The 23,477-nt window shown below is 60.2% G+C and carries 27 protein-coding genes and 1 tRNA gene; 14 read left to right on the top strand and 14 right to left on the bottom strand.

Going from position 1 to position 23,477, the window contains the following annotated elements; translation table 11 throughout:
• Positions 1–5: 5 nt before the first annotated feature.
• Positions 6–1,424 carry a protein adenylyltransferase SelO gene (locus ACR0LI_RS04075; protein WP_480718340.1) on the bottom strand — a complete coding sequence of 473 codons (1,419 nt, stop codon included), beginning with the start codon at positions 1,422–1,424 and terminating at the stop codon, positions 6–8.
• Between the two features lie 85 nt (positions 1,425–1,509).
• Here ACR0LI_RS04075 and ACR0LI_RS04070 point away from each other — a divergent pair, with 85 nt between their 5' ends.
• A complete protein-coding gene (locus ACR0LI_RS04070) occupies positions 1,510–1,929 on the top strand; it encodes a cupin domain-containing protein (protein WP_209832868.1) in 420 nt (139 codons plus the stop codon).
• Positions 1,930–2,026: 97 nt separating this feature from the next.
• A complete protein-coding gene (locus tag ACR0LI_RS04065) occupies positions 2,027–2,794 on the top strand; it encodes an extensin-like domain-containing protein (protein ID WP_480718048.1) in 768 nt (255 codons plus the stop codon).
• Positions 2,795–2,811: 17 nt separating this feature from the next.
• Here ACR0LI_RS04065 and ACR0LI_RS04060 read toward each other — a convergent pair whose 3' ends face one another.
• The 3 genes from ACR0LI_RS04060 to ACR0LI_RS04050 all read right to left on the bottom strand — a co-directional run bounded on the left by ACR0LI_RS04060 (position 2,812) and on the right by ACR0LI_RS04050 (position 4,801).
• Positions 2,812–3,273: a hypothetical protein gene (locus tag ACR0LI_RS04060; RefSeq protein WP_171631919.1), complete on the bottom strand. Its 462-nt coding sequence runs from the start codon at positions 3,271–3,273 to the stop codon at positions 2,812–2,814.
• A gap of 10 nt (positions 3,274–3,283) precedes the next feature.
• Positions 3,284–3,574 (bottom strand): hypothetical protein, encoded by a 291-nt coding sequence (locus ACR0LI_RS04055; RefSeq protein WP_480490379.1) that lies wholly within the window; start codon positions 3,572–3,574, stop codon positions 3,284–3,286.
• A 78-nt stretch (positions 3,575–3,652) separates the two neighbouring features.
• On the bottom strand, positions 3,653–4,801 hold the full coding sequence (locus ACR0LI_RS04050; protein ID WP_209832863.1) for an anhydro-N-acetylmuramic acid kinase: 1,149 nt from the start codon (positions 4,799–4,801) through the stop codon (positions 3,653–3,655).
• Between the two features lie 230 nt (positions 4,802–5,031).
• On the opposite strand from ACR0LI_RS04050, the gene tyrS reads away from it, so the two are divergent.
• On the top strand, positions 5,032–6,321 hold the full coding sequence (gene tyrS / locus ACR0LI_RS04045) for a tyrosine--tRNA ligase (RefSeq protein ID WP_480718047.1): 1,290 nt from the start codon (positions 5,032–5,034) through the stop codon (positions 6,319–6,321).
• A gap of 75 nt (positions 6,322–6,396) precedes the next feature.
• Here the strand turns inward: tyrS and ACR0LI_RS04040 are convergent, their stop codons facing one another.
• Positions 6,397–7,197 (bottom strand): hypothetical protein, encoded by an 801-nt coding sequence (locus ACR0LI_RS04040; RefSeq protein ID WP_480718046.1) that lies wholly within the window; start codon positions 7,195–7,197, stop codon positions 6,397–6,399.
• A gap of 221 nt (positions 7,198–7,418) precedes the next feature.
• Between ACR0LI_RS04040 and ACR0LI_RS04035 the strand changes: the two genes are divergently transcribed.
• The 3 genes from ACR0LI_RS04035 (at position 7,419) to ACR0LI_RS04025 (ending at position 9,063) form a co-directional block, all read left to right on the top strand.
• Positions 7,419–8,174 (top strand): 3-hydroxyacyl-CoA dehydrogenase, encoded by a 756-nt coding sequence (locus ACR0LI_RS04035; RefSeq protein WP_171723115.1) that lies wholly within the window; start codon positions 7,419–7,421, stop codon positions 8,172–8,174.
• Positions 8,175–8,184: 10 nt separating this feature from the next.
• A complete protein-coding gene (locus ACR0LI_RS04030; protein WP_171631903.1) occupies positions 8,185–8,739 on the top strand; it encodes a sugar O-acetyltransferase in 555 nt (184 codons plus the stop codon).
• A gap of 111 nt (positions 8,740–8,850) precedes the next feature.
• Complete coding sequence (locus tag ACR0LI_RS04025) at positions 8,851–9,063, top strand: hypothetical protein (RefSeq protein ID WP_480718045.1); 213 nt, start codon at positions 8,851–8,853, stop codon at positions 9,061–9,063.
• 113 nt (positions 9,064–9,176) lie between these two features.
• Here the strand turns inward: ACR0LI_RS04025 and ACR0LI_RS04020 are convergent, their stop codons facing one another.
• The 3 genes from ACR0LI_RS04020 to ACR0LI_RS04010 all read right to left on the bottom strand — a co-directional run bounded on the left by ACR0LI_RS04020 (position 9,177) and on the right by ACR0LI_RS04010 (position 12,367).
• Positions 9,177–10,985, bottom strand: a complete 1,809-nt coding sequence (locus ACR0LI_RS04020) for an ABC-F family ATP-binding cassette domain-containing protein (RefSeq protein WP_480718044.1) — start codon at positions 10,983–10,985, stop codon at positions 9,177–9,179.
• 68 nt (positions 10,986–11,053) lie between these two features.
• Positions 11,054–11,809, bottom strand: a complete 756-nt coding sequence (locus ACR0LI_RS04015) for a GNAT family N-acetyltransferase (RefSeq protein ID WP_480718043.1) — start codon at positions 11,807–11,809, stop codon at positions 11,054–11,056.
• Positions 11,810–11,893: 84 nt separating this feature from the next.
• A complete protein-coding gene (locus tag ACR0LI_RS04010; RefSeq protein ID WP_171631898.1) occupies positions 11,894–12,367 on the bottom strand; it encodes an outer membrane protein assembly factor BamE in 474 nt (157 codons plus the stop codon).
• 85 nt (positions 12,368–12,452) lie between these two features.
• Between ACR0LI_RS04010 and ACR0LI_RS04005 the strand changes: the two genes are divergently transcribed.
• From ACR0LI_RS04005 to ACR0LI_RS03970, 8 genes are all read left to right on the top strand, one after another.
• Complete coding sequence (locus ACR0LI_RS04005; protein ID WP_171631895.1) at positions 12,453–12,989, top strand: YceD family protein; 537 nt, start codon at positions 12,453–12,455, stop codon at positions 12,987–12,989.
• 205 nt (positions 12,990–13,194) lie between these two features.
• Entirely contained in the window at positions 13,195–13,401 is a 207-nt protein-coding gene (gene rpmF, locus ACR0LI_RS04000; protein WP_008756996.1) for a 50S ribosomal protein L32, read from the top strand.
• Positions 13,402–13,425: 24 nt separating this feature from the next.
• Positions 13,426–14,514 carry a phosphate acyltransferase PlsX gene (gene plsX, locus ACR0LI_RS03995; protein WP_171631892.1) on the top strand — a complete coding sequence of 363 codons (1,089 nt, stop codon included), beginning with the start codon at positions 13,426–13,428 and terminating at the stop codon, positions 14,512–14,514.
• Between the two features lie 21 nt (positions 14,515–14,535).
• Positions 14,536–15,507 (top strand): beta-ketoacyl-ACP synthase III, encoded by a 972-nt coding sequence (locus ACR0LI_RS03990; RefSeq protein ID WP_171631890.1) that lies wholly within the window; start codon positions 14,536–14,538, stop codon positions 15,505–15,507.
• A gap of 96 nt (positions 15,508–15,603) precedes the next feature.
• Positions 15,604–15,906, top strand: coding sequence for an integration host factor subunit alpha (ihfA, locus tag ACR0LI_RS03985; RefSeq protein ID WP_152458234.1), 303 nt, complete (start codon positions 15,604–15,606; stop codon positions 15,904–15,906).
• 18 nt (positions 15,907–15,924) lie between these two features.
• Complete coding sequence (locus ACR0LI_RS03980; protein WP_480619597.1) at positions 15,925–16,530, top strand: MerR family transcriptional regulator; 606 nt, start codon at positions 15,925–15,927, stop codon at positions 16,528–16,530.
• A 61-nt stretch (positions 16,531–16,591) separates the two neighbouring features.
• Positions 16,592–16,668 (top strand) — tRNA-Pro (locus tag ACR0LI_RS03975).
• A 61-nt stretch (positions 16,669–16,729) separates the two neighbouring features.
• On the top strand, positions 16,730–17,809 hold the full coding sequence (locus tag ACR0LI_RS03970; protein WP_171723109.1) for a 2'-deoxycytidine 5'-triphosphate deaminase: 1,080 nt from the start codon (positions 16,730–16,732) through the stop codon (positions 17,807–17,809).
• Between the two features lie 3 nt (positions 17,810–17,812).
• On the opposite strand, the gene ACR0LI_RS03965 is transcribed toward ACR0LI_RS03970, so the two are convergent.
• The 6 genes from ACR0LI_RS03965 to argS form a co-directional block, all read right to left on the bottom strand.
• Positions 17,813–18,028, bottom strand: coding sequence for a hypothetical protein (locus ACR0LI_RS03965; protein WP_171631881.1), 216 nt, complete (start codon positions 18,026–18,028; stop codon positions 17,813–17,815).
• A gap of 65 nt (positions 18,029–18,093) precedes the next feature.
• Positions 18,094–18,744, bottom strand: a complete 651-nt coding sequence (gene scpB / locus ACR0LI_RS03960) for an SMC-Scp complex subunit ScpB (protein ID WP_171631878.1) — start codon at positions 18,742–18,744, stop codon at positions 18,094–18,096.
• A complete protein-coding gene (locus ACR0LI_RS03955) occupies positions 18,737–19,531 on the bottom strand; it encodes a segregation and condensation protein A (protein WP_171204907.1) in 795 nt (264 codons plus the stop codon). Before ACR0LI_RS03955 ends, scpB begins: the two co-directional genes overlap by 8 nt.
• Positions 19,521–20,528 (bottom strand): beta-N-acetylhexosaminidase, encoded by a 1,008-nt coding sequence (gene nagZ, locus ACR0LI_RS03950; RefSeq protein WP_480718042.1) that lies wholly within the window; start codon positions 20,526–20,528, stop codon positions 19,521–19,523. Before nagZ ends, ACR0LI_RS03955 begins: the two co-directional genes overlap by 11 nt.
• Complete coding sequence (locus ACR0LI_RS03945) at positions 20,525–21,589, bottom strand: SPOR domain-containing protein (protein ID WP_480718041.1); 1,065 nt, start codon at positions 21,587–21,589, stop codon at positions 20,525–20,527. Before ACR0LI_RS03945 ends, nagZ begins: the two co-directional genes overlap by 4 nt.
• Positions 21,590–21,677: 88 nt before the next feature.
• Positions 21,678–23,423, bottom strand: coding sequence for an arginine--tRNA ligase (gene argS / locus ACR0LI_RS03940; protein WP_480718040.1), 1,746 nt, complete (start codon positions 23,421–23,423; stop codon positions 21,678–21,680).
• Positions 23,424–23,477: the final 54 nt, after the last annotated feature.

The raw sequence follows: 23,477 nt of genomic DNA, 5'->3' as shown, positions 1-23,477 counted from the left end.
TCGCGTCACGTCCCGCAGAATGTTGCATGGACCACCTCATTTTCGGCCGGAGGACGCCTCAGGTCTTCCGCATCCCCTTGATCCTCGTACGGTCGCGCCAACACAGCGTTCAGCCGGTCGAAGGGCGCGTAATCACCCTGCACCGCCGACTGGATCATCTGTTCGATCCGGTGATTGCGCGGAATGAATGCGGGGTTTGCGGCGGTCATCACCTCCAGTGGCGCCGCTTCGTGCGCCAACCGTGCACGCCAGTCTTTTTCCCAAGCGTCAAACGCTGCCGGGTCAAGGAACTGATCCCGCGCCGTGCCACCGCCCAGCGCCCGGAAGGTATTGGTGAAATCCGCCTGCCCCCCGGCCATGCGCTTCAGAAGGTCGGTGATCAGTTCCTGATCGCCCTCGTCCGCGGTTGCCAGTCCGATCTTTGCCCGGAACCGGGACAACCAGTTCTGTTGCAGCAGGTCCGGCATCGCGTGGACGATCTCGGTCGCCTCTTCCACGGCGGCCTCTTTGTCGTCCATCTGCTGGATCAAGGCCGTTGCCAACTGCGCGAGGTTCCACACCGCGATATCAGGCTGGTTCGAATAGGCATAACGACCCATCCGGTCAATCGAGCTGTAGACGGTGTTGGGGTGATACGTGTCCATGAACGCACATGGGCCGTAGTCAATGGTCTCACCCGCGATCGAGCAGTTATCGGTATTCATCACCCCATGGATGAACCCCACGCTCATCCATCGTGCAATCAAACCGGCCTGCGCATCGCGCACCGAACGTAACAGGCCCATCGGCCCATCTGCCTTTGGGTAATGCCGCGCAATGGCATAGTCCGTCAGGCGCTTCAGGCTGTCCATCTGCCCACGCGCTGCAAAAACCTGAAAGGTCCCCACCCGCAGATGACTGGATGCAACCCGGGTCAGAACAGCTCCGGGCATCGGAGCTTCACGAAAGACGGTCTCGCCGGTTTCCACGGCTACCAAGGCGCGTGTGGTCGGAATGCCCAGGGCATGCATCGCCTCGGACACCACATATTCCCGCAGCACCGGCCCCAGCCAGGCCCGGCCATCGCCCCGGCGGGAAAACGGCGTAGGACCCGAACCTTTTAACTGGATGTCCCGGCGCACCCCGTCCGTTCCAACCGTCTCGCCCAACAGCACCGCACGCCCGTCGCCCAGCTGCGGGTTGTATTGCCCGAACTGATGCCCGGAATAAAGCTGTGCGATGGGCTCGGCACCTTCGGGAATACTGTTTCCCGCAAAGGCTTCGGCCATGTCCTCGACGTCTCCGGGCGATATCCGCAGCAACCTGGCCAGATCATCGTTGAACGCAATCATCCTTGGCGCGCGCACGGGAACCGGTGACTGCCGTGCAAAGAACGCATTCGGCAGACGGGCATAGGAGTTATCGAAGGGGATTTTCAGGGTCATGCCGTAAACATATCCCTCGGACGCATGAATACCATAGCGGATCACACCGGCCCGTGCATAATCGCACCCAAACACGAGGAACCACATGACCGCACAAGAGATTATCGACCGCCTGAACCTGCAACGCCATCCCGAAGGTGGTTGGTATGCCGAGACATGGCGCGCCGAAAACGAAGGTCGCCCCACCGGCACCTGCATCTACTTCCTGTTGCAGAAAGGCGAAAGCAGCCACTGGCACCGTGTCGATGCGACCGAGATCTGGCTGTACCATGCCGGCGCGCCGCTTGTCCTGTCGCTCAGCGCAACCGACCAAGGCCCCGCCACCGAACATGTGCTGACACACGACCTTTCCGCTGGCGCACCACAATTGATCGTCCCGGAAGGCCATTGGCAAGCCGCCCGCAGCACGGGTGATTACACGCTGGTCAGTTGCACAGTCTCGCCCGGCTTCCAATTTGAAGGATTTGAATTGGCCCCCCCGGGCTTTGATATCCCAAAGGCGTAAGCCGACGTTCAACGATCTCGGAAAAGGAGAGTTTACAGACGGTTGCCCATTGATCATTCTGTACACGCAGCCACAGGCGACGGAGTAACGAGTAAGTATGAAGCAGGTCCTGCTGACTGTCTTGTTCTTGTGTCAAAGCGCAGCATTCGCCAGCGCAGAGCCCGCTTGCGCCGAGGCCCGTCTTGCATCCGATCTGACTGCGCCAGAACTGAACGGGGAAGAAACGGCTGAAGATGCTGACCCGATGGTGAAAGCCGAACCTGCGGTGCTGGTTTCCAGGCGTCCTGCCCTGCGACCCTGCAAGTTTCGGAAATTCGAAGTGGGCCGTGAACGAATGCAGGAACGGGGCGCCGTGTGCGGCGACTGGACAATTCTGGGTGAAACTCGCAAGCCCGTCGCCGGAAAGGCCCGCGGATGCGGGATCACGAACCCGGTTCGGGTTTACAAAATATCAGATATCGCTCTCAGCCAGTTCTCATTGATGGACTGCCAGACAGCGGTCACGCTGAAAACGTGGATCGAAAACACGGCCAAGCCAGCCTTTGCCGATATGGGCGGCGGGCTGAAGGGGATGCGGATCGTTGGCCACTATGCCTGCAAGACCCAGAACAACCAGCCGCGTTCACGCATCTCGGAACATGCGCGCGGAAGGGCGATCGACATATCGACCTTCGTTCTACAGGACGGAACACAGATCACGGTCCGGGACGGATGGAACAACGCGCAGGGCACTGTTTTGAGAGAGTTGCACGAAGGCGCCTGCGGCATATTCGGAACCGTGCTTGGCCCGGACGCCGACCGCTATCACGTCGGGCATTTCCATTTTGACACGGCCCGCCGCAAGGGCGCTCCGGTGTGTCGATGAACCTTCGGGTTGCGCCTCTATTTGTCGCTTCGGCTTTTGATCAACAAATTGATCAGCGGTACCAGCAGCGTCGCTGCCGATCCCAAAGGGTTCGATCCAATACTCTTGACCGCCTGCACGACCTCTTTGGCCTCTGCGGTCATCTCCTCCAATTCGTCTTCAATATCTGCTATGGCCATATCGCGCACCTCGACGGCCGGTGCGACTTCGTCGTCGATATTTCGGCGTCTTGCAATCAGCACCATAAGCCCGGCGAAAACGATGTTTCCAAAGGCCAACAGCGCCGCCGCCGATGCTGGTGACATCGCGCTCTGAAGCGCCAAGAAAAAAGAGACATTCAAAAGCACCACCGCCGACAATGCCGCGATGCCCGCGATGCCCATCAGTATGGTCTGTTGCTGAACCACCCCAAGACGGCGGCGTGCAATCAAACGTTCGGTCCGATAGATCGTAACCAGGTTCTTGCTCAGTCTGCTCATAATCCGCCTCCTAGCCCTGCGCGCGCCCGACGACGTACCCCAGCGAAAACGCAATCAGCAACGCCGTGATCGGATAGTCTTTCTGAAGCCGACCGAACTCCTCGACAACGTCATGTCCCAAGGACTGAACCTGGCTCAGGTCGATCCCGTGGTCTTCCAGCAGCTGCCGGATTTCATCCGACGATTTGGTGCCCTCAGGCGGATCTTCCGAACCCGATTCCTTTTCGGCCTGCGCCTCCAACGTCGCATTCCGCTTCCGCAACTTCTCCAACTCGGCCTCGAGCTCTGCCTTGGTCGCCATACTGCCATGCCCCTGATCCATCGGTCCGGGCAATCGTCGCACAAAGAGTTGTTTTTTTGAACTGTTTTCCGGATCGGGTTATCCGACCGGGTCCATCGACACCGTACTGACGACCCCGCCACCGACAAGCGCCTTGACGCCGGTAGTTCCGGGACAAGAGGTCGGCAGCCCCCGCGCGACACGCACCGCCAGATAGGCAAACGCCTGCGCCTCAAGCATGTCGCCGTCCAGCCCCACCGCCTCAACCGGTTCGACCGGGCAATCCAGCGACACGCGCAACATCTCCATCAGCACCGGGTTGCGTCTGCCGCCCCCGGTGACCAACACACAAGACGGAGGTTTCGGACAATGCTCCATCCCCTGCACCACAGCTGCGGCGCACATACCGGTCAGGGTCGCCACCGCGTCAGCGTCATCCAGTTCCTTGACCAAACCGATCATTTCCGAAAAATCGTTCCGGTCCAGAGATTTCGGCGGCATGCGAGAAAAATACGGCTCGGCCAGAAACAGCTCCAGCGCGCCCATTTCCACCGTTCCATCGCGCGCAAGCGCCCCGTCGCGGTCCATTGGAAGCCCCAGCCGGGCCTGCATCAGATCATCGACCGGCGCATTGGCCGGGCCTGTATCAAAGGCCAGCAACGCACCGGGCGCTTCGGGGCCCTCGAACGCCGGGTCCACATAGGTCAGGTTGCCGACCCCGCCCAGGTTCAGGAAACACAGCGGCCGGTCCGCGCCGAACCATTTGGCACAGGCGAAATGAAAGAATGGCGCAAGCGGAGCCCCCTCGCCCCCCATCGCCACATCGTCGCTGCGGAAATCCCAGACCACCGGGCGCCCGAGGGCCTGCGCCAGCCCCAGCCCATCACCGACCTGCAATGTCCCGCGCCCGCGCGGCTCATGCGCCAGCGTCTGTCCGTGAAAGCCGATCAGATCCACATCCTCGAACTCGGACAGTGCTTCGGCATGGGCGATTGTCACCATCTCTGCCGCCGCATCGACCTGGGGTCCATGCCACTGGCCCAGCGCGGCGCGCAACACATCGCGTTCCGCATCCGAATACGCGCGGTATCCGCTTTGCCCAAACCCGTAAATCAAATGCCCGTCGGTTTCCACCACCGCGGCATCAACCCCGTCCATCGAAGTGCCGGACATTGCGCCCAAAGCCCGGAGCTTTCCGTGTTTCGCGATGGTCTGGCCCAAGCCTGCCTCCTGAATTGGCTGTGTCATTCGCCGCCTCCGGGTCCGGGATTTCACCTTTGGGTTGCAGCCCGGTCAACGTGCCTTCTGTTGGGGCGCAAAGGCAAGCGTTCCGGACCGGCCCGGCAATTTTTTTCTCAGCGCGCGTGTCTGGATCGACACCCTCGACCACACCCCGCGCCCGAGGTGAAAAGGTGGCTTTTCCTCCCACGCGCTGCCGCCTATACAGTGCCCCGCAACATTAACCCAAAGGGCACGATATGACCTACCACCCCAAATCGGATTTCATCGCCACGATGATCGAGCGCGGCTTTCTCGCCGACTGCACCGATTATCAGGGCCTTGACGACGCGCTGATCAGTGGGGTGCAAACAGCGTATATCGGCTATGACGCCACGGCGCAGTCGCTGCATGTGGGTCATTTGATGAACATCATGGTACTGCGCTGGCTGCAAAAGACCGGCCACAAACCGATCACGCTGATGGGCGGTGGTACCACCAAGGTGGGTGATCCTTCGTTCAGATCGGATGAACGCCCCCTGCTGGGCCCTGAACAGATCGACGCCAATATTGCGGGCATGAAGCAGGTCTTCGCCAAGTACCTGTCCTACGACGACAGCGAGACCGGCGCGCTGATGCTAAACAATGCCGAATGGCTGGACAGCCTGAACTACCTTGATTTCCTGCGCGATATCGGGCGGCATTTCTCGGTAAACCGGATGCTGAGCTTTGAATCCGTGAAATCTCGGCTGGATCGGGAACAATCGCTGAGCTTCCTCGAATTCAACTACATGATCCTGCAGGCCTATGACTTCCTCGAGCTGAACCGCCGCTATGGCTGCGTTCTGCAGATGGGTGGTTCAGACCAGTGGGGCAATATCGTCAATGGGATCGACCTGACCCGCCGCGTGCTGGATCACGAGATCTATGGCCTGACCACCCCCCTGCTGACCACCAGCGATGGCCGCAAGATGGGCAAGTCGCAAGGCGGCGCGGTCTGGCTGAACGGCGACATGCTGAGTGCCTACGAGTTCTGGCAGTTCTGGCGCAACACCACAGACGCAGATGTTGGCCGGTTCCTGAAAATCTTCACGGAACTGCCGGTCGACGAATGCGACCGTCTTGCAGCGCTTGAGGGTTCAGAAATCAACGAGGCTAAGAAAATTCTAGCTGATGAGGTCACCACTCTTCTTCACGGCGTTGATGCAGCAAAAGCTGCCCGAGCTACTGCGGAAGGCATTTTTGGTTCGATGGCAGTTCGGGAGGGCGGGCAAGACTCATTCTCAGCTTCTGGTAATGTAAGCGCACTACCCACCCTCACGGTCACTAAAGATGAGCTTGGCGACGGAATTTCTATTGTTCAACTCATCGTCAAATCCGGCCTCGCCAAATCCGGCAAAGAGGCCAAGCGTCTGATCGCCGAGAACGGTGCCAAGCTGGACGACGCGCCGCTGACCGATGCCGGGCTGATGATCGACGCAAACGCCCTGTCTTCGCCGATCAAGCTGAGCGCAGGCAAAAAGCGCCACGCGCTGGTTCAACTGGGCTGACCCGGCAAGGCTGAAAGACACGAAATCGAAACGGCCACCCAAACGGGTGGCCGCTTTTCATTCGGTGAGCTGTGCTTATCTGCGTTCTTTTCCGCCGCCACGACCGGGCCGGTCGCCACTTTCGTCATTGTTGGCGTTATGACCGCGGCCCGGGCTGCTGCCTTCACCGCCATTGCCATGGCCGTTGTTGCCCTTGCCACCACCTTTACCCTTGCCGCCTTTACCTTCGCCTTCGCCTTTGCCTTCACCGCCGCCGCCGGGTTCACCGCCGCCGCCGGATTCACCTCCGTCGCCGGATTCACCACCGCCACCGGACTCACCACCGCCGGACTCACCACCACCGCCAGTTTCACCGCCGCCACCGGTTTCACCTCCACCGCCAGTTTCACTACCGCCACCGGTTTCACTACCGCCACCGCCGGATTCGCTTCCTCCACCGCCGGACTGGCCACCTCCATTGTTATCGCTTTCTTCAGACGCGCCGCTGGGGCCACTTTCACCGCCTCCGACAGCTCCACCAGCATCGGCGAGTCCAGACCCACCGGGTTCAGATCCGCGGCTTTCACCCCGGTTTTCCGCCGAACCAGACAGGTTTGCCGTCGGCAAATCCGTCAGCAACGCGGCCAGCCCCGGGCATTGCGCTCCGGTTACAGTCAAAGTTGTTTCAAAGTCGGCACGCTTTTGAAGCCTGTCCAGAAAACTCGGGGTTACCTGCACACAATCGCACAACCCGGCATAGTCCCCCGCGTTGGCAAGAGTCCGAGCCGTTTTCCAGTTGCAGGTTTCCGGTGCGGCAGCGGCATCGCCAACCATCACCATTCCAAAAACGGGCACAGCGACAACTGCACCCAGTATGTGTTTCGTACTTATTACCATAACAGATCCTCCTGACGGAAAACACACAAAGGCGCCGAGTTCTTCGCTCACGAACAGGCGCGTTTTCGTGAAGTCGGCATTAAGTATTGTTGAGGATCGGCCGAAAAATCGGGGCCAAGGACCCTACCCGCCAACCAAGTTCCTGCCTTCTCAAATATGTGGACTCTGGCCCCAAAATGCAGTTATTGAACAAGTGTTCATATCCTTGGGAGGAGTTCACCATGCACCTGTCCACCACTGCCGCCCTCATTACCGGAGGCGCATCCGGTCTTGGCGAAGCCACGGCACGCCACTTCGCCTCGGAAGGCGCGCAGGTCACCATTCTGGATCGTGATGCGGATCGTGGCGCACAGGTCGCCGCCGAGATTGGCGGGCATTTCGCGCAAACGGATGTAACCGACCAAGAGTCGGTGGCCGCAGCCGTGCGCCACGGCATGGACAAGATGGGCAAGATCACGGCCACGGTGAATTGCGCCGGTATCGCCTATGGTATCAAGACCGTCGGCAAGGATGGCCCTCACCCTCTGGATGCTTTCCAGCGTACGATCGACATCAATCTGGTTGGCACCTTCAACGTGTCCCGGCTGGCCGCTGCCGAAATGGCAAAGAATGAACCCGAACCAGACGGGGCACGCGGGGTGATCATCAACACCGCCTCGATCGCTGCGTATGACGGGCAAAAGGGTCAGGCGGCCTATGCGGCCTCGAAGGGCGGCGTCGTGGGCATGACGCTGCCGATGGCCCGCGACCTGGCCTCGACCGGCATTCGCGTCATGACCATCGCGCCGGGCATTTTCATGACCCCGATGCTGGCGGGCCTGCCCGAAGAGGTGCAACAACAGCTTGCCGCCGACGTCCCGAACCCTGCCCGCCTTGGCGATCCGCATGAGTACGGACGACTGGCCGGCTTTATCGTCGAGATGGGCTATCTGAACGGTGAGGTCATCCGCATCGACGGTGCCCTGCGTATGCGCTAAACCGGGGCTCATGACCGAGCGGCAGAAAATGGAAGCGGGTGAATGGTATTGCTGCCTTGACCCGGAACTGGATGCGCTCCGCGCCGAAGCGCGCCGGGCCGTTCATGCCCATAACACATGCCCGCCGGATGCCCGTGGGGCCATCGCGCCGGAACTGGCAGCCCTGTTCGCGGGCTTTGGTCAGGATAGCTTTCTCGAGGCTCCGTTTCACTGTGCCTACGGAATAAACCTGTCGTTGGGAGACCGCGTGTTTTTCAACGCAGGCTGTGTCGTGCTCGACACCGCGCCGGTGACGATTGGGAATGACACGATGCTTGGACCTGCGGTGCAGATCTATTGCGCCGAACACGCGAAAGATCCTGCCTTGCGCGCTCAAGGCCTCGAAGTTGCCCACCCTGTCAGGGTCGGCGACAACGTCTGGATCGGCGGGGCCGCGATCATCATGCCGGGCGTTACGATCGGCAACCATGCCATCATCGGAGCGGGCAGCGTGGTGACAAAAGACGTTCCCGCCGGCGAGACCGTGGTTGGCAACCCTGCCCGGCCGATACGCGCCCGCCGATAACCCTGCTCTTCCGCCAATCCACCAGGGCCTTGTTCGCGGGGCGTAGCGCCTGTTTTTTTTGATCAGGCCGCGCCGGGTCAACGTGTCCCCAAGGAGGGGCGCCCGGGCAAGGTGGATTTCGACTGCGCCGAACTCGAAAGAGACATTGCCTACGCCGAAGAAGAATGCACCCAAAACGACCCGCATGTGGTTGCGACATATCCCGGTGTCGTTGCCTTCCATGCAATTTGGAACAGCCGCGAACCGTGGCAGACGCATTTGAACGCGCTTCATCTCGCCACTTGCATGAAAACGATCGACGGGGTCGCAGCCGAATCAAGCTGAACGAAATGGCGCGGATCGGCTGGCCCGGTCCCCGGCAAAACCGAAGCAGCAGGCGAACTCCGGTTTTTCAGCAGCTTTTCCACGCCGCCTGATAAGGCGCGCGCAGTTGGCGTCTACTCAGCCTGGGCTTTCTCTTCCAGTGTCAGCCATTCCTCTTCGGCCGCCGACAACTTGTCTTGCCGTTCGACAAGCGCCTCGGACGCTTTCTGGAACTTGACCGGCTCGCGGGTAAACAGCTCGGGGTCGGACATCAATTCTTCGAGCTTTGCAATCTCGGCCTCCAGCCGTTCAATCTCGGCCGGCAGCTTTTCCAGACGGTGCTTCTCGGAAAAGGATAATCCCGATCTGGCTTTTGCTTCCTGCTTCACCTTCGGCTTGGAAAGCTTTGTCTTGATGTCTTTTTTCTCGGAAACTTCGCCCCGCTGCGCAATATAATCGGACCAGCCGCCGGCATAGACGGTCGCCCGCCCGTTGCCTTCCATCGCGATGGTCGTCGTTGCAACGCGGTCCAGAAAATCCCGGTCGTGGCTGACCAGCAGAACTGTTCCATCGTAGTCGTCCAGCAGTTCCTGCAACAGATCCAGCGTTTCGACATCCAGATCGTTGGTCGGTTCGTCCAGCACCAGAAGATTGGAAGATTTCGCCATCAACTTGGCCAGCAGCAACCGAGCCTTTTCCCCACCCGACAAGGATTTGACAGCCGCCCTTGCCTGCCGCTCGTCAAACAGGAATTCCTTGAGATAGCCCACGACATGTTTGGGCTGCCCGCCAACCATCACCTGATCGGCCTTGCCGGAAACCCGCATATCCGGGTCGCCGGTCAGGCTGTCCCACAAGCTCATCTCGGGGTCCAGTTGCGCGCGGGTCTGATCGAACACCGCGACCTCAAGATTGGTACCCAGCGACACCGAACCTTCGTCCGGCTCCACCTGCCCCAGAAGCATCTTCAGCAAGGTCGTCTTGCCGACCCCATTCGGCCCGACAAAGGCCACACGATCACCGCGCTGCACCAGCAGATCAAAATTCCGAACGATCTGCTTGTCGCCGAACCCTTTGGCCAGCCCTTTAGCCTCGATCACCTTGCGGCCCGATTTTGGCCCGGCCTCCAGCGTCATCGCAGCGGAACCCTGACGCTTGATCTGTGCCGCCTTTTCGGCCCGCAGCGCCTGTAGGGCCCGCACCCGGCCCTGATTGCGTTTGCGTCGGGCGCTAATGCCCTCAACCGCCCATTTGGCCTCGGACTTGATCAGACGGTTCAGCTTGTGACGCTGCTGGTCTTCTTCTTCCCAGATCTTGTCCCGCCAAGCTTCGAACGCGTCAAAACCTTGCTCCTGCCGCCGGACAGCGCCCCGATCAATCCAAAGTGTCGCCCGCGTCAGTGCCCGTAAAAAGGCCCGGTCGTGCGAGATCAGCACAAACACCGCTCGTGTCGAGCCAAGCTCGCGCTCCAGCCACGCGATGGCTTCGATATCCAGATGGTTGGTCGGTTCGTCCAGCAGCATCAGGTCCGGTGCCTCGGCCATCAGCTTGGCCAATGCCGCCCGCCGCCTTTCACCGCCCGAAGCAGTCTCAACCGGGCGCGCAGGATCGAATTTCAGCCCCGCACCCGCCCGTTCAACCTTGTAGAGCTCCCCGGGCTCCAACCCGCTCGACGCATAGTCGCCCAGGGTGGCAAAGCCCTCCATCGTCGGGTCCTGCTCCATATAGCCCACGGATTTTCCGGGCGGCACGACAATTTCACCGCGGTCAGCCTCGACCAGGCCGGCCATCACTTTCATCAGCGTGGATTTGCCCGACCCGTTGCGCCCAACCAGCGCCACGCGGTCACCGGGCTGCACCACCAGATCCAGTTCGGAAAACACCGGTTCGCCCCCGAAAGTCAGGGATATGCCGGACATCTGCAACAAAGGAATTCTCGCCATGCCCGCCAGCTAAACCGGCGGCCACACTGCGTCAACGCCCTGTTTTCACCTTTTCGGAAATACTCACCTTAAACGGCCAATGCCCGAAACAGGCGTCTTCGGGCCGGCGGGATCGCCCCGATTTCAAGCCCGGTAAACACATGCAACGTGTTCATGTGACGATCCACAACCGCGTGATCACTCACCCACCCTCCCATCATCAGATAGGTTCGCAACAGGGGCGGCATGCGCGACATGGCCTTTTTCGCATCCGGCCGGCGCCGCAGACGTGCGGCAAAGCGGAACACGTCCGGAGCCTTGACCCGCGGCAACCACCGTTTCGGGGCCAGGTGGCGATGTTTGAGCATCGCAAAGGCATCAAGGTATCGCCCGGTTTCGGTCCCGGCAAAGGACGAACATCCAAACAGCATCTGAACATTGTGTTGATCGACATAGGACGTCATTGCACCCCAGGCGACACGCACAATGTCAGGATCGTTCAGGCCCGGATGAACGCAAAACCTGCCCATCTCGACCATGCGGCCACTGAACCCTGCCAACGAACTCAGGTCGTAGAACTGTGCTGAATAGCTGCGTCCGATTTCACCGCCATGTTCCATTGTCAGCATCCGAAAGCAGCAGACCAACTGCCCGGCGGATCGCATATCTTCAACCAGGACATGGCTGCATTGCGCGTCAAAAGCGTCAATGTCCGGTTGCCGGGTGCCGAATGCCAATGTCCGCAGGCTTTGTGCGGCCCTGATATCCTCGGCCGATTCCGCCATACGGGCGCGATAGCGCCCCTTGCTTAACATAACTGCCGCCGCCACGGTCGCGTCCTCCATGGGTGCCGACCCACGAGTGTCGGCACGACACCGTTAACACAAGACATGTGACCGCCTTGTGACCAACGCAAGGTTCAGCCGCGATCAGTTGGCGCCAGGAATATTGGCCGGGTTGAAGTTGCCGATATTGCCCAACAGCTGACGCAGGAAGCCTTTGTCCTGAACGTTGGAATCGGTCACACGGCGTTCCAGCGGAATCACGATGCCGTCTTCCAAGCCAAAACGCTCGATGTTTCTGACCACTCCACGCTGATCAAAGCTGATGGCGACCAATTCGCGCGCCACCACTTCGGGCCGTTTCGGGCCGTAATGGCGGACCCGCGAGCGGACATAGTAATAGCCCGTATCCCGCACGACCCCGGACGCACCCGGTGCGCCGATGGCTTCTTCCACGCTGTCACGCGTATCCACGCCCACTTTGATTTCGGCCAGTTCCTCGGCCGGAGGCACATAGCCGTGATTCTTGTAGATCGGCGTACAGGCCCCGGCCGCAGCCAGACAGGCAACAAACACAAGCGATTTCGTCGCTGGTTTCAACCGGTTCACTACCTTCAACATGCACACCCTCTTGCCTTGGCCTCTTGCGGCTTCTATCCGATTACAGAAACCGCTGCCACGGTTCAACACATAGAAAGGCTCACGAATGGGCAACGTTACATCATTTCGGGTGGCTGACCTGCCCCAGAACGCCCCGACACCCTTTGAACTGCGCCCCGCAAGCGCCGAATTGGATGAGATCAGGCAAGATCTGGGGCTGCTGGGGCTGCGCAAACTCAGCTTTTCCGGCGAGCTTCGCGCACAGGGCAAGCGCGACTGGGTTCTCAACGGCAAACTCGGTGCAACCGTGATCCAACCCTGTGTCGTGACGCTTGAGCCGGTCACGACCCGGATCGACATTCCCGTGCATCGCACCTTTCTGGCCGATTGGACCGACCCCGATGAACCCGAGTTCGAAATTCCGCAGGATGACGAATCCGAGCCCTTGGGCCCGGAAATCGACCCCGCATTGGTGATGGTCGAGGCGCTGTCGCTGGCCCTGCCACAATACCCGCGCAAGGAGGGTGCGGAACTGGGTCAGGCAGACTATACCGAACCCGGAAAACAGGCGATGACCGACGAAGACGCCAAACCTTTCGCCGGATTGGCAGGATTGCGCGATACGCTCAAAAAAGACGAGTGACAGAACGCAGATTTCCTGTCATAGCAGGCGGTCAGAAAAATCGCTTGAACATACCGAGAATCGCAGTATTTTCGCGCGCTCATCGGATTTTGGGTTGGACATTGCGGGGCCCGTCGCCTAAACGCGCGTCAAACCACGATAAACGAACTACGAAACCCGGGTCGGCAGCGAATCTGCGACCCCCAGTCAGACAAAGGTTGAGACCATGGCCGTCCAACAGAACAAAGTTTCCAAGTCGCGTCGCAACAACCGCCGCGCACACGACGCTCTGGTTGCTGCAAACCCGAACGAATGCCCGAACTGCGGCGAGCTGAAGCGCCCGCACCACGTTTGCGCATCCTGCGGCCACTATGATGATCGCGAAGTCGTCGCTCAGGCCGATGAAATCGATCTGGACGAAGACGCAGCCTAAGCCTGATCGAGCGCAGACCAAGGCATGACTGAACAGCCCACGCACGCCGGACGGATAACCATCTCGGTCGACGCTATGGGTGGGGACGCAGGTCCCTCTGTCGTTGTTGCCGGTCTTGCGAAATCGGCCGACAAGAACCCGAACATCAGGTTCTTGCTGCACGGGCCCGAACAGGTATTGCGCAAGCTTGTCGCCAAACGGCGTGTCCTTGAGGGGCGCGTCGTTTTTCGTGATTGCTCCGGCGTGGTCACGATGGAGGACAAACCCAGTCAGGTCGTGCGCAACGGCAAAGAGACCTCGATGTGGTCCACGCTGGAAGCGGTACGCCAGGGCGAAGCCCATGGCGCGGTGTCCTGCGGCAATACCGGTGCGCTGATGGCCCTGTCGATGATGCGCCTGCGCAAACTGCCGGGCGTGAACCGACCGGCCATCGCGATACTGTGGCCCTCGCGCAACCCTCAGGGGTTCAACGTGATGCTGGATGTCGGCGCAGATGTGCGCGCCGACGCCAAGGATTTGCTGCAATACGCCCTGATGGGCGCCTCTTACGCGCGCAACGGTTTGGCCCTGAACCGCCCTCGGATCGGGCTGCTGAATGTCGGAACTGAAGAACACAAGGGACGCGCCGAACTGAAAGAGGCGCACTCGATGATCGCGGGCTTCGCGGAACAGGCGAATTTCGATTTCGTGGGTTTCGTCGAAGGCAGCGACATCCCCGGTGACAAGGCGGATGTCATTGTAACCGATGGCTTTACCGGCAACGTCGCGATCAAGACCGGCGAAGGTACGGCAAGCCTGATCGGCGACCTGCTGCGGCAAGCGTTCAAATACTCCCCGCTATCCCGATTGGCCTCGATTCTGGCTATCACGTCGCTGAACCGTTTGAAGAAACGGATCGACCCGCGACGCGTGAATGGTGGTGTGTTTCTGGGGCTGAACGGCACCGTGGTGAAATCCCACGGCGGCGCTGACGCGACAGGCGTGTCAGCTGCAATCAAACTGGCCTTCACTTTGGCGCAGTCCGGCTTTTCCGAAAAATTGGCTGCGCGGGTTGCATCCACTGCCCAGCTTGCACAAGATGCCGCGCAATCAGCGCCGCAAACAGATAAATAACAAAAAAGGCAGTACCGGAAAATGGCAGGCCGTTCAGTTGTAGTAGGTGTCGGGCATTATTTGCCTGAGCGCGTTGTCCCCAATTCCGAGTTTGAAAAAACCCTGGACACAACCGACGAATGGATAAAGACCCGCTCGGGGATCGAACGCCGCCATTTTGCAGCCGAGGACGAGACGACATCCGATCTGGCCACCAATGCCGCCCAAGCTGCGCTGGCCGACGCAGGCCTGACGGCGGATGATATTGACGCAATCGTACTGGCGACGTCAACGGCGGATCTGACCTTTCCTTCGGCCGCCACCATGGTTCAGGCACGGCTGGGCATGACCAAGGGTTTTGCCTTTGACGTGCAGGCTGTTTGCGCCGGATTCGTTTTTGCACTGTCCAACGCAAATGCGTTGATTGTTTCAGGTCAGGCCAAACGCGTGCTGGTGATCGGGGCCGAGACTTTCTCACGGATCATGGATTGGACCGATCGGTCCACCTGTGTTCTTTTCGGCGATGGCGCCGGTGCAGTGGTGCTGGAGGCCCAAGATGGCAAAGGCACCGCCGAGGACCGCGGTATTCTGGCAACCGACCTGAATTCGGACGGGCGCTACAAGGATCTTCTCTATGTCGATGGCGGCGTTTCGACACAATCCACCGGACATCTGCGTATGCAGGGCAATCAGGTTTTCCGCCATGCCGTTGAAAAGCTTACAAAAACAGCGGAAACAGCGTTGGAACGAGCGGGGCTGGGCAATTCCGACGTGGATTGGATCGTGCCGCATCAGGCCAACATCCGCATCATTCAGGGCACCGCCAAAAAAATGAACCTGCCGATGGAAAACGTGGTTGTGACCGTTCAGGATCACGGAAACACCTCGGCCGCATCCATCCCATTGGCCCTGTCCGTGGGCAAACAGCGCGGACAGATCAAGCCGGGTGATCTGATCGTGACCGAAGCCATTGGCGGCGGTCTGGCCTGGGGCGCAGTGGTTCTGCGCTGGTAACCGGCGCAAACCGGCTTACCCAGCCGCCCGCAATTCATTGATATTGACAGCGAATTTGCCATACCCATATGCTTCAATAGCAACAGGGGAATTAGCATGGGCGACAAAACACTGACTCGAATGGACCTGAGCGAAGCCGTCTTTCGTGAGGTAGGTCTGTCACGGAACGAAAGTGCGCAGCTGGTTGAAAGCGTTCTGAACCACATGTCCGACGCCTTGGTGCGTGGTGAACAGGTGAAGATCTCGTCTTTCGGCACATTCAGTGTTCGCGACAAGACTGCCCGTGTCGGTCGCAACCCCAAAACCGGCGAAGAAGTCCCGATTCAGCCGCGCCGTGTGCTGACTTTCCGCCCGTCGCATCTGATGAAAGATCGCGTCGCAGCCGGGAACCGCAAGTAAGTTCAGGACGTCCAGGTTATGAGTAAGTCCCCCGATGCCTTTCGCACCATAAGCGAAGTTGCAGACTGGCTCGGTGTTCAAGCTCATGTTCTGCGTTTCTGGGAAAGCCGGTTCACGCAGGTAAAACCCGTCAAACGCGCAGGTGGGCGCAGATATTATCGCCCAAATGATATGCGTCTTTTGGGCGGGATCAAAAAACTGCTCCACGAGGACGGAATCACGATCAAAGGTGTCCAGCGTATCCTGCGCGAACAAGGCGTCGCACATGTCGCGGCGCTGTCCCCTTCCCTGGACGATCCCGGCCCAGCCCCGATTGCGCCTGCCCAGGACACCGTGGTGCCGTTCGAACCAAAGCCCGCCGCCGCCACGGAACAGATTCGCATGGATCTGCGCGACCCGATCCAGCCAACCGGTAAGGACGATGCGCAGACAAACGCACGCGCCTCTGACGCGTCACAGCCGGAGCCAGAGCCCGAACTGGATGCCGCGCCCTTGATGGGTGGAATCGCGTCGCTTGCGTGGAAACAGACAGATTTTGATGACGACCTGCTGCGGCGCATCGCACCGATTGCAAAAGATCTGCGCCGCTGGCTGGACCGGGTTGAAACACAGGCGACGGGTTAGGACAAAAGGCATTGATTTCCTCTTGCCCCTGCCGGGAAAATCTTTATGAACACCCCAACGTCGGGCTATGGCGCAGCCTGGTAGCGCGTCCGTCTGGGGGACGGAAGGTCGCAGGTTCGAGTCCTGCTAGCCCGACCAAATTACACCGACGTTTATGGCATACAGGCCAGATCCCGCTCTGGCACCAGGGGGGATCGAGATGACAGGTGTTTGCCCAAACCAACAGCTAGAGGCGATGATCGCGCGCGGTGAGATCACCGCCGACCCAGAGGTTCTGCCTGCCCAGATTCAACCTGCCAGCCTTGATTTACGACTGGGAACAGTGGCTTACCGTGTACGCGCCTCGTTTCTTGCGGGCGAAGGCCGGACTGTCACGGATCGCTTGACCGAGTTTGAGATGCACCGCATCGATATCTCGGATGGCGCGGTTCTGGAAAAGGGCTGCGTCTATCTGGTGCCCCTGATGGAATCGCTTGCCCTGCCCGACAGCATGAGCGCCGTGGCCAACGCCAAAAGCTCGACCGGTCGGCTGGACCTTCTGACGCGGACGATCACTGATGGCGGCACCGAGTTCGACCGCGTGCCCGCAGGTTACACAGGCCCACTTTATGCCGAAATCTGCCCGCGCTCGTTCTCGGTTCTGGTTCGTCCCGGGATGCGTCTGAATCAGATTCGTTTCCGCCAGGGTCAGGCCGTATTGTCCGATGCGGAACTGAGGTCCTTGCATGCCGAATCTCCGCTTGTGGACGGACCTGCCGTCATTCAGGACGGTCTGGGCTTTTCGGTCGACCTGCAACTGCCCGAGACCGATCTGGTGGGCTATCGCGCCAAACCTCATACCGGGGTGATCGATCTGGATCGAATCGGTGAATACGATCCGCAGGACTATTGGGAAGAGGTGCGCACCAAAGATGGTTGCATCATCCTGGACCCCGGCGCGTTCTATATCCTTGTCAGCCGCGAAGCGGTGCACATACCACCGATGTTCGCGGCTGAAATGGCGCCCTATCTGGCGATGGTTGGTGAGTTCAGAGTGCACTATGCAGGGTTCTTCGATCCCGGTTTTGGCCATGCCGCTGCCGGGGGGGCCGGTTCCCGTGGCGTGCTTGAGGTGCGCTGCCACGAAGCGCCATTCGTGCTGGAACACGGACAGGTCGTCGGGCGTCTGGTCTATGAGAAAATGGCTGAAATGCCGACGCAGCTTTATGGTGCGGGCATTGCCTCGAACTATCAGGGTCAGGGCCTGAAACTGTCAAAGCACTTCAAAGCCGCAAGCTGACCCCTAGAACTTCATGAACCGGCGCATTTGACGGGTCACGCGCTGTGCGTGCCTGAGGTTCTGCGCATGTCGCGGTGCACTGGTTTTTCCGGGCCCATTCGATGTGCCGGATCCGCCGCCCTTTCCGCTGGCCAGATCGATACCCTTGTTCACACCTTTGTTGACCAGACGGCGCATGACCTGGCGCACAATCATGTCGATGATCCGGTTTGCATTCATCGCTCAACTCCGCGTCCGCACGCACAAAGATAGACGCTTTATGCGGCAACAAAAGGGCTGTTCGATCAATCTTCTTCGAACAACTCGCTCTGGTCTTCATCAACTTCGTCCTCGCGCCCTTCGCCCAAAGGGATCGCACCCGGAGGAGGCCGATTCTCCAACAATCCCGCGGCGCGCAGTTCTTTCAGGCCTGGCAGGTCTCGCGCGTTCTCCAGGCCAAAATGATCCAGAAACTCAGGCGTCACCACAAACGTCACCGGACGACCCGGCGTCATGCGGCGGCGGCCCAGCTTGATCCACTCCATCTCAAGCAACTGATCGATGGTCCCGCGCGAGACCGACACGCCCCGGATTTCCTCGATCTCGGCCCGTGTGCAGGGTTGGTGATAGGCCACGATGGCCAGAGTTTCGATCGCAGCGCGGCTGAGTTTGCGCGTCTCGACCGTTTCCTTCTGCATCAGAAAGCCCAGATCAGGGGCCGTGCGGATGGCCCAGGCATCCCCTACACGCACAACGCGCACGCCACGCCCCTCATACCGTTTCTGAAGCAATTCAACCGCTTGCGCCGCGTCGCTGCCATGGGGCATCCGCGCCTCAAGATCCGCAATCGTCACCGGCTCGGCGCTGGCGAACAGAACGGCTTCGACCATACGCTCCTGCTCTGCCAGCGGAGGCGCCTCGAACAGCGTACCGGTCTCTTCAGGAGCATCAGTCACGTGTTTCGGTCCTCTTGCGCAATTGGATCGGAGCGAATGTCTCGCTCTGCTTGATTTCCATATGTCCTTCTTTCACCAGTTCCAACGAGGCCGCAAAGGTCGCCGCCGTTGCCGACCTGCGCCGTACCGGGTCGGAATCCCAGCCGTCGGGCAGGTAAGTTTCCATGTCGGTCCATGTCCCGGCAAACCCGATCAGCGGGCGCATCCGTTCCAGTGCCTGTTCCATGGTGAATACCGAATCGCGGTCCATCACAAACGGGCGGAATTCATCACGGGTGCGGATGCGGGCATAGCCCTGCATCAGATCCAGCAGCGTGGCGGAATAGGTGACGGTGCGGATCCGGGTGATATCTTCGCCCTGCCCGCGTTTGAAGAAATCCCGTCCCAGCTGATCGCGCGCCATCAACCGCGCAGCCGCATCGCGCATCGCCTGCAAACGTTCCAATTGAAACGCCAGATGTGCGGCCAGTTCCTCACCCGATGGTCCTTCGTCATCCGGATCTGGCGGCAACAGCAGGCGGGATTTCAAAAAGGCCAGCCAGGCCGCCATCACCAGATAGTCGGCGGCCAGTTCGATCCGCAGCGCCCGCGCCTTTTCGACAAAGGCAAGGTATTGCTGCGCCAGCGCCAGAACCGAGATTTTCCGAAGGTCGACCTTCTGCGTGCGCGACAGGGTCAGAAGAACGTCCAGCGGGCCTTCGAACCCATCGACATCAACAATCAGCGCTTCGGCCGCAAGACGATCTGCGACCGAGACAGGGTCTTCGCTGAAAAGATTATCGTTCATATACCTGCCCGCCCATTAGGGCAGATAGTTCCGCCTCGGCGGCAGGGATGTCAAGTTCCTGCGGAGCTTTGCGCATCGCCAGCGCCCGTTCTGCGCGGGCTTGTGCCACATCGGACATTTCCCCGGCAGCTTCCAGCACCTCGGCGCGCTCGGCAAAGCTTCCGTTGCAGTGTAGAACGACGTCACAGCCCGCGCTTATGGCTTGCCGCGACACCTCAGCGGGCGTTCCGCTGAGCGCCTTCATCCCGATGTCATCGGTCATGATCAGCCCGCCGAAGCCAATCCTGTCGCGGATCACATCCATCATGGTTGCCGAGATTGTGGCAGGTTGCGGGTCAATCCGGTCATAGACCAAATGCGCAGTCATCCCCATCGGCAGGTCGTTCAAGGCCCGGAACGGCACGAAATCGCTGCGCTCAAGCTCATCCAGGGGCAGATCCACATGCGGCAAGTCATGGTGGCTGTCCAACGTGGCGCGTCCATGGCCCGGAATGTGTTTGAGCACCGGCAACACACCGCCATCCAGATGACCCTGCGCCACGGCTTTGCCAATTCTGGAAACGCGTTCAGGATCAGCGTCATAACAGCGGTTCTTCAGAAACTTGTGCGTCTCGGGACGCGCGACATCCACCATGGGCGCACAGTTGCTGTCGATGCCCAGACCAAACAATTCATCGGCAATCAGGCGGTACCTCAGATACATGGCGCGCTCGGACTGCTCGGCGGCATTGGCCACGTGATCCAACGGAGGCAGCCATTCGCGGGCCAGCGGCGCCCGCAGGCGCTGCACGCGGCCGCCTTCCTGATCGATGGTGATCGGGCAATTGCGCCCGACAGCCTCGCGGAAATCATCACACAAGGCGCGCACCTGATCCGCGTGGTCGATGTTGCGGGCAAAAAGAATGAACCCGAACGGGTTCATTTGCCGAAACAAGTCTTTTTCCTTTTGCGTCAGGCGCAGGCCCTCTGCATCGGTGATCGCGGCACCGTACTTCACCTGACGGCCACCGGGATACAATCAGCCCCTTGCGCAACAAGCGCGGCACAAAACTGGCGCGAGTCGCTCAGGTCTTCAAAGCCCAGCACGCGCAGGCGGTAAAAGGTGCGCCCACCGCTTGAGGTCTTCTGGATAACGCGCTGTTTTCCGGCCATATATTCGCTGAACTTCCCGTTTAGGCGATCCCATTCCGTTTGGGCAACCTGAACGCTGTCATAGGCCCCAAGCTGCGCCAGACGCGTGCCTTTCGCCAGCGTATCAGGATCAACATCCAACCCAACCGCAGCCTTCACCGCAGCATTGATAGCGTCTTCGGAATTCTCACTTGGCGACACCCGGCTGCGTGAGGCGCGTGCCGGGCGGGTCAAGGGGCGCAAGGACCGGCGCACGCCCGGCAGCGCGGCAATGGCCGGGTCCGGCAAGGCGGCTGCGAAATCGGCCGGGTCAATTGCGGGTTCTTCCTCGGGGGTGGTCAGCGATGCCACTTGCACGCCATCCTCAGCGTTTTGCTGCGTTTTGGCTGCTTCACCAGCCAATTCCGCAACCAGCGCATCCACTGCGTTCTGGCGCAATCGGGCGGCTTCCTGGGTTGAAATCGGCTTTTCCACGACATGCAGCGCCGGTGTCGGCTTCAGATCAGCGGCAGGTACGTCTTCATCCGTCAACGAGACCGGCCGCGGCGCAAGGATCAGACGATCCGCCGGGGCGGCAGCACTGCCCTTGGCGGCCACGGCATTGACGGCCAAGCCCTGATGATCGGCCGGTGTTCCGCCCGGGTTTTCGGGCTGCACCCGCATCGGCCCTTCGGCCGCACGCACGACCGGCACGCCGCTGACATCCCGCATGACAAGCTTGAATCCCCAGATACCGACGCCGGCGACCAGTGCCAACGATGCGACAGCCCCCAGGAAATTGACCGCCCGCCCCAGTCCGAACGCGCCGCGCGGCGCGTCGTAATCCTGCATCTCGTCGGGATAGTCATACGCATCCTCGAAATGCGCTTGATTCGGGTAATCATTCTGCCCGGGGCTTTGGTGCCCCGAGAAATCGTAACTCGCCATGTCCGCCTCACTGCCCGCTTCGCGCCCGAAAATAAGGCGCGCGGGTCATTTCTTGCCTACCTCGTACCGGCGGTTCGGGCGATATTTGTTACCGCATCTCCTGCGCCGGGGTGACGCCAAGAATACCCAAGCCCGCTGAAATCACAACAGAAACGGCCCTGGCCAGCGCAATTTTCGACTGGCTTGTGGCAACATCGCCATCCTGAATGAAACGCAACTGGGTTTCATCATTGCCCTTGTTCCACAGAGCGTGAAAATCCCCTGCAAGTTCATACAGATAGAAGGCGACGCGGTGCGGTTCGTTGGTCCGCGCAGCGATCTCGACCAGGCGTGGCCATTCCGCCAGCTTCTTGGCAACCGTCAGTTCGGCCGGGTGGTCCAGCGACGCCAGATCAGCCCCTCGCAAGGTGTCGTCGGTGGCGTCGATCCCCGCCTCGGCGGCACGGCGCAGCACGCTCATCACCCGGGCATGGGCGTATTGAACGTAGAACACGGGGTTCTCGCGGCTCTGTTCCAATACCTTGTCGAAATCGAAATCCAGCGGCGCGTCGTTCTTGCGGGTCAGCATCACGAAACGGGTCACGTCGGGACCAACCTGATCGACCACATCCCGCAGGGTGACAAAGTTCCCGGCCCGTTTCGACATCTTGAACGGTTCGCCATTTTTCCACAGTTTCACCAACTGCGTCAGCTTGATATCCAGCGGCACATTGCCATCGGACAAGGCCGACACGGCCGCCTTCATCCGCTTGACATAGCCGCCATGATCCGCCCCGAACACGTCGATCAACGCGTCAAAGCCACGGCTCACCTTGTCATAGTGATAGGCGATATCGGGGGCGAAATAGGTCCAGCTGCCATCCGACTTCTTGACCGGGCGGTCGACGTCATCACCATGTTCGGTGGATTTGAACAAGGTCTGTTCGCGCGGCTCCCAATCTTCGGGCTTTTTGCCCTTGGGCGGCTCCAGCACGCCTTCATAGATCAGGCCCTTTTCGGTCAGCGATTGCAGCGCGGCCTCGATCCGGCCCGTGCCATAGAGCGATTTCTCCGAGAAGAACACATCCATCTCGACGCCCAGCGCCTTCAGGTCGGCGCGGATCAGGTCCATCATCGCGTCGGTCGAAAACTCGCGCAGCTCTTCCAGCCATTCGCTTTCCGGCTTGTCGATCAGGCTGTCGCCATATTTCTCTTTCAGCGCCTCGCCGATCGGGATCAGATAGTCGCCGGGATACAGCCCTTCGGCAATCTCGGGGCTGAGGCCATTGGCCTCGCGATAACGTTCGTAGGCCGACCGCGCCAGCACATCCACCTGCGCGCCGCCGTCGTTGATATAGTATTCACGGGTCACGTCATGGCCCGAATAGGCCAGCAGGCTTGCCAACGCATCCCCGAACACCGCGCCGCGTGTGTGCCCGACATGCAGCGGACCGGTCGGGTTGGCCGAGACATATTCGACATTGACCTTCTGCCCCTGCCCCATGGTCGAGCGCCCGAAATCGATGCCTTTTTCCAGAACCGCCGCCAACACACCTTGCCAAACGGACGGCGCAAGACGCAGGTTCAGGAAACCGGGCCCTGCCACTTCTGCGCTTGTGATCCGGTCATCCGCCGCCAGTTTCCCGGCCAGAACATCCGCAATGTCGCGCGGCTTCATCCTGGCTAGTTTCGCCAGCACCATCGCGGCGTTGGTTGCCATGTCCCCATGGGCCGCATCGCGCGGCGGCTCGACCGCCACTTTGTCAAAGCTCAGCCCCTCGGGCAATGCGCCTTCGGACTGCATCTGCGCCAGCGCGTCCAGTACAAGGCCGCGGATCTCGGAAAACAGGTTCATTTCGGATGTCCTTTTGCTTGTCGCGGGGTTTACCACGCAAACCGGCAAGGTCAA

The organism is Ruegeria sp. CL7, from assembly GCF_056536445.1.
This window is presented reverse-complemented; position numbering and strand designations above follow the sequence as displayed.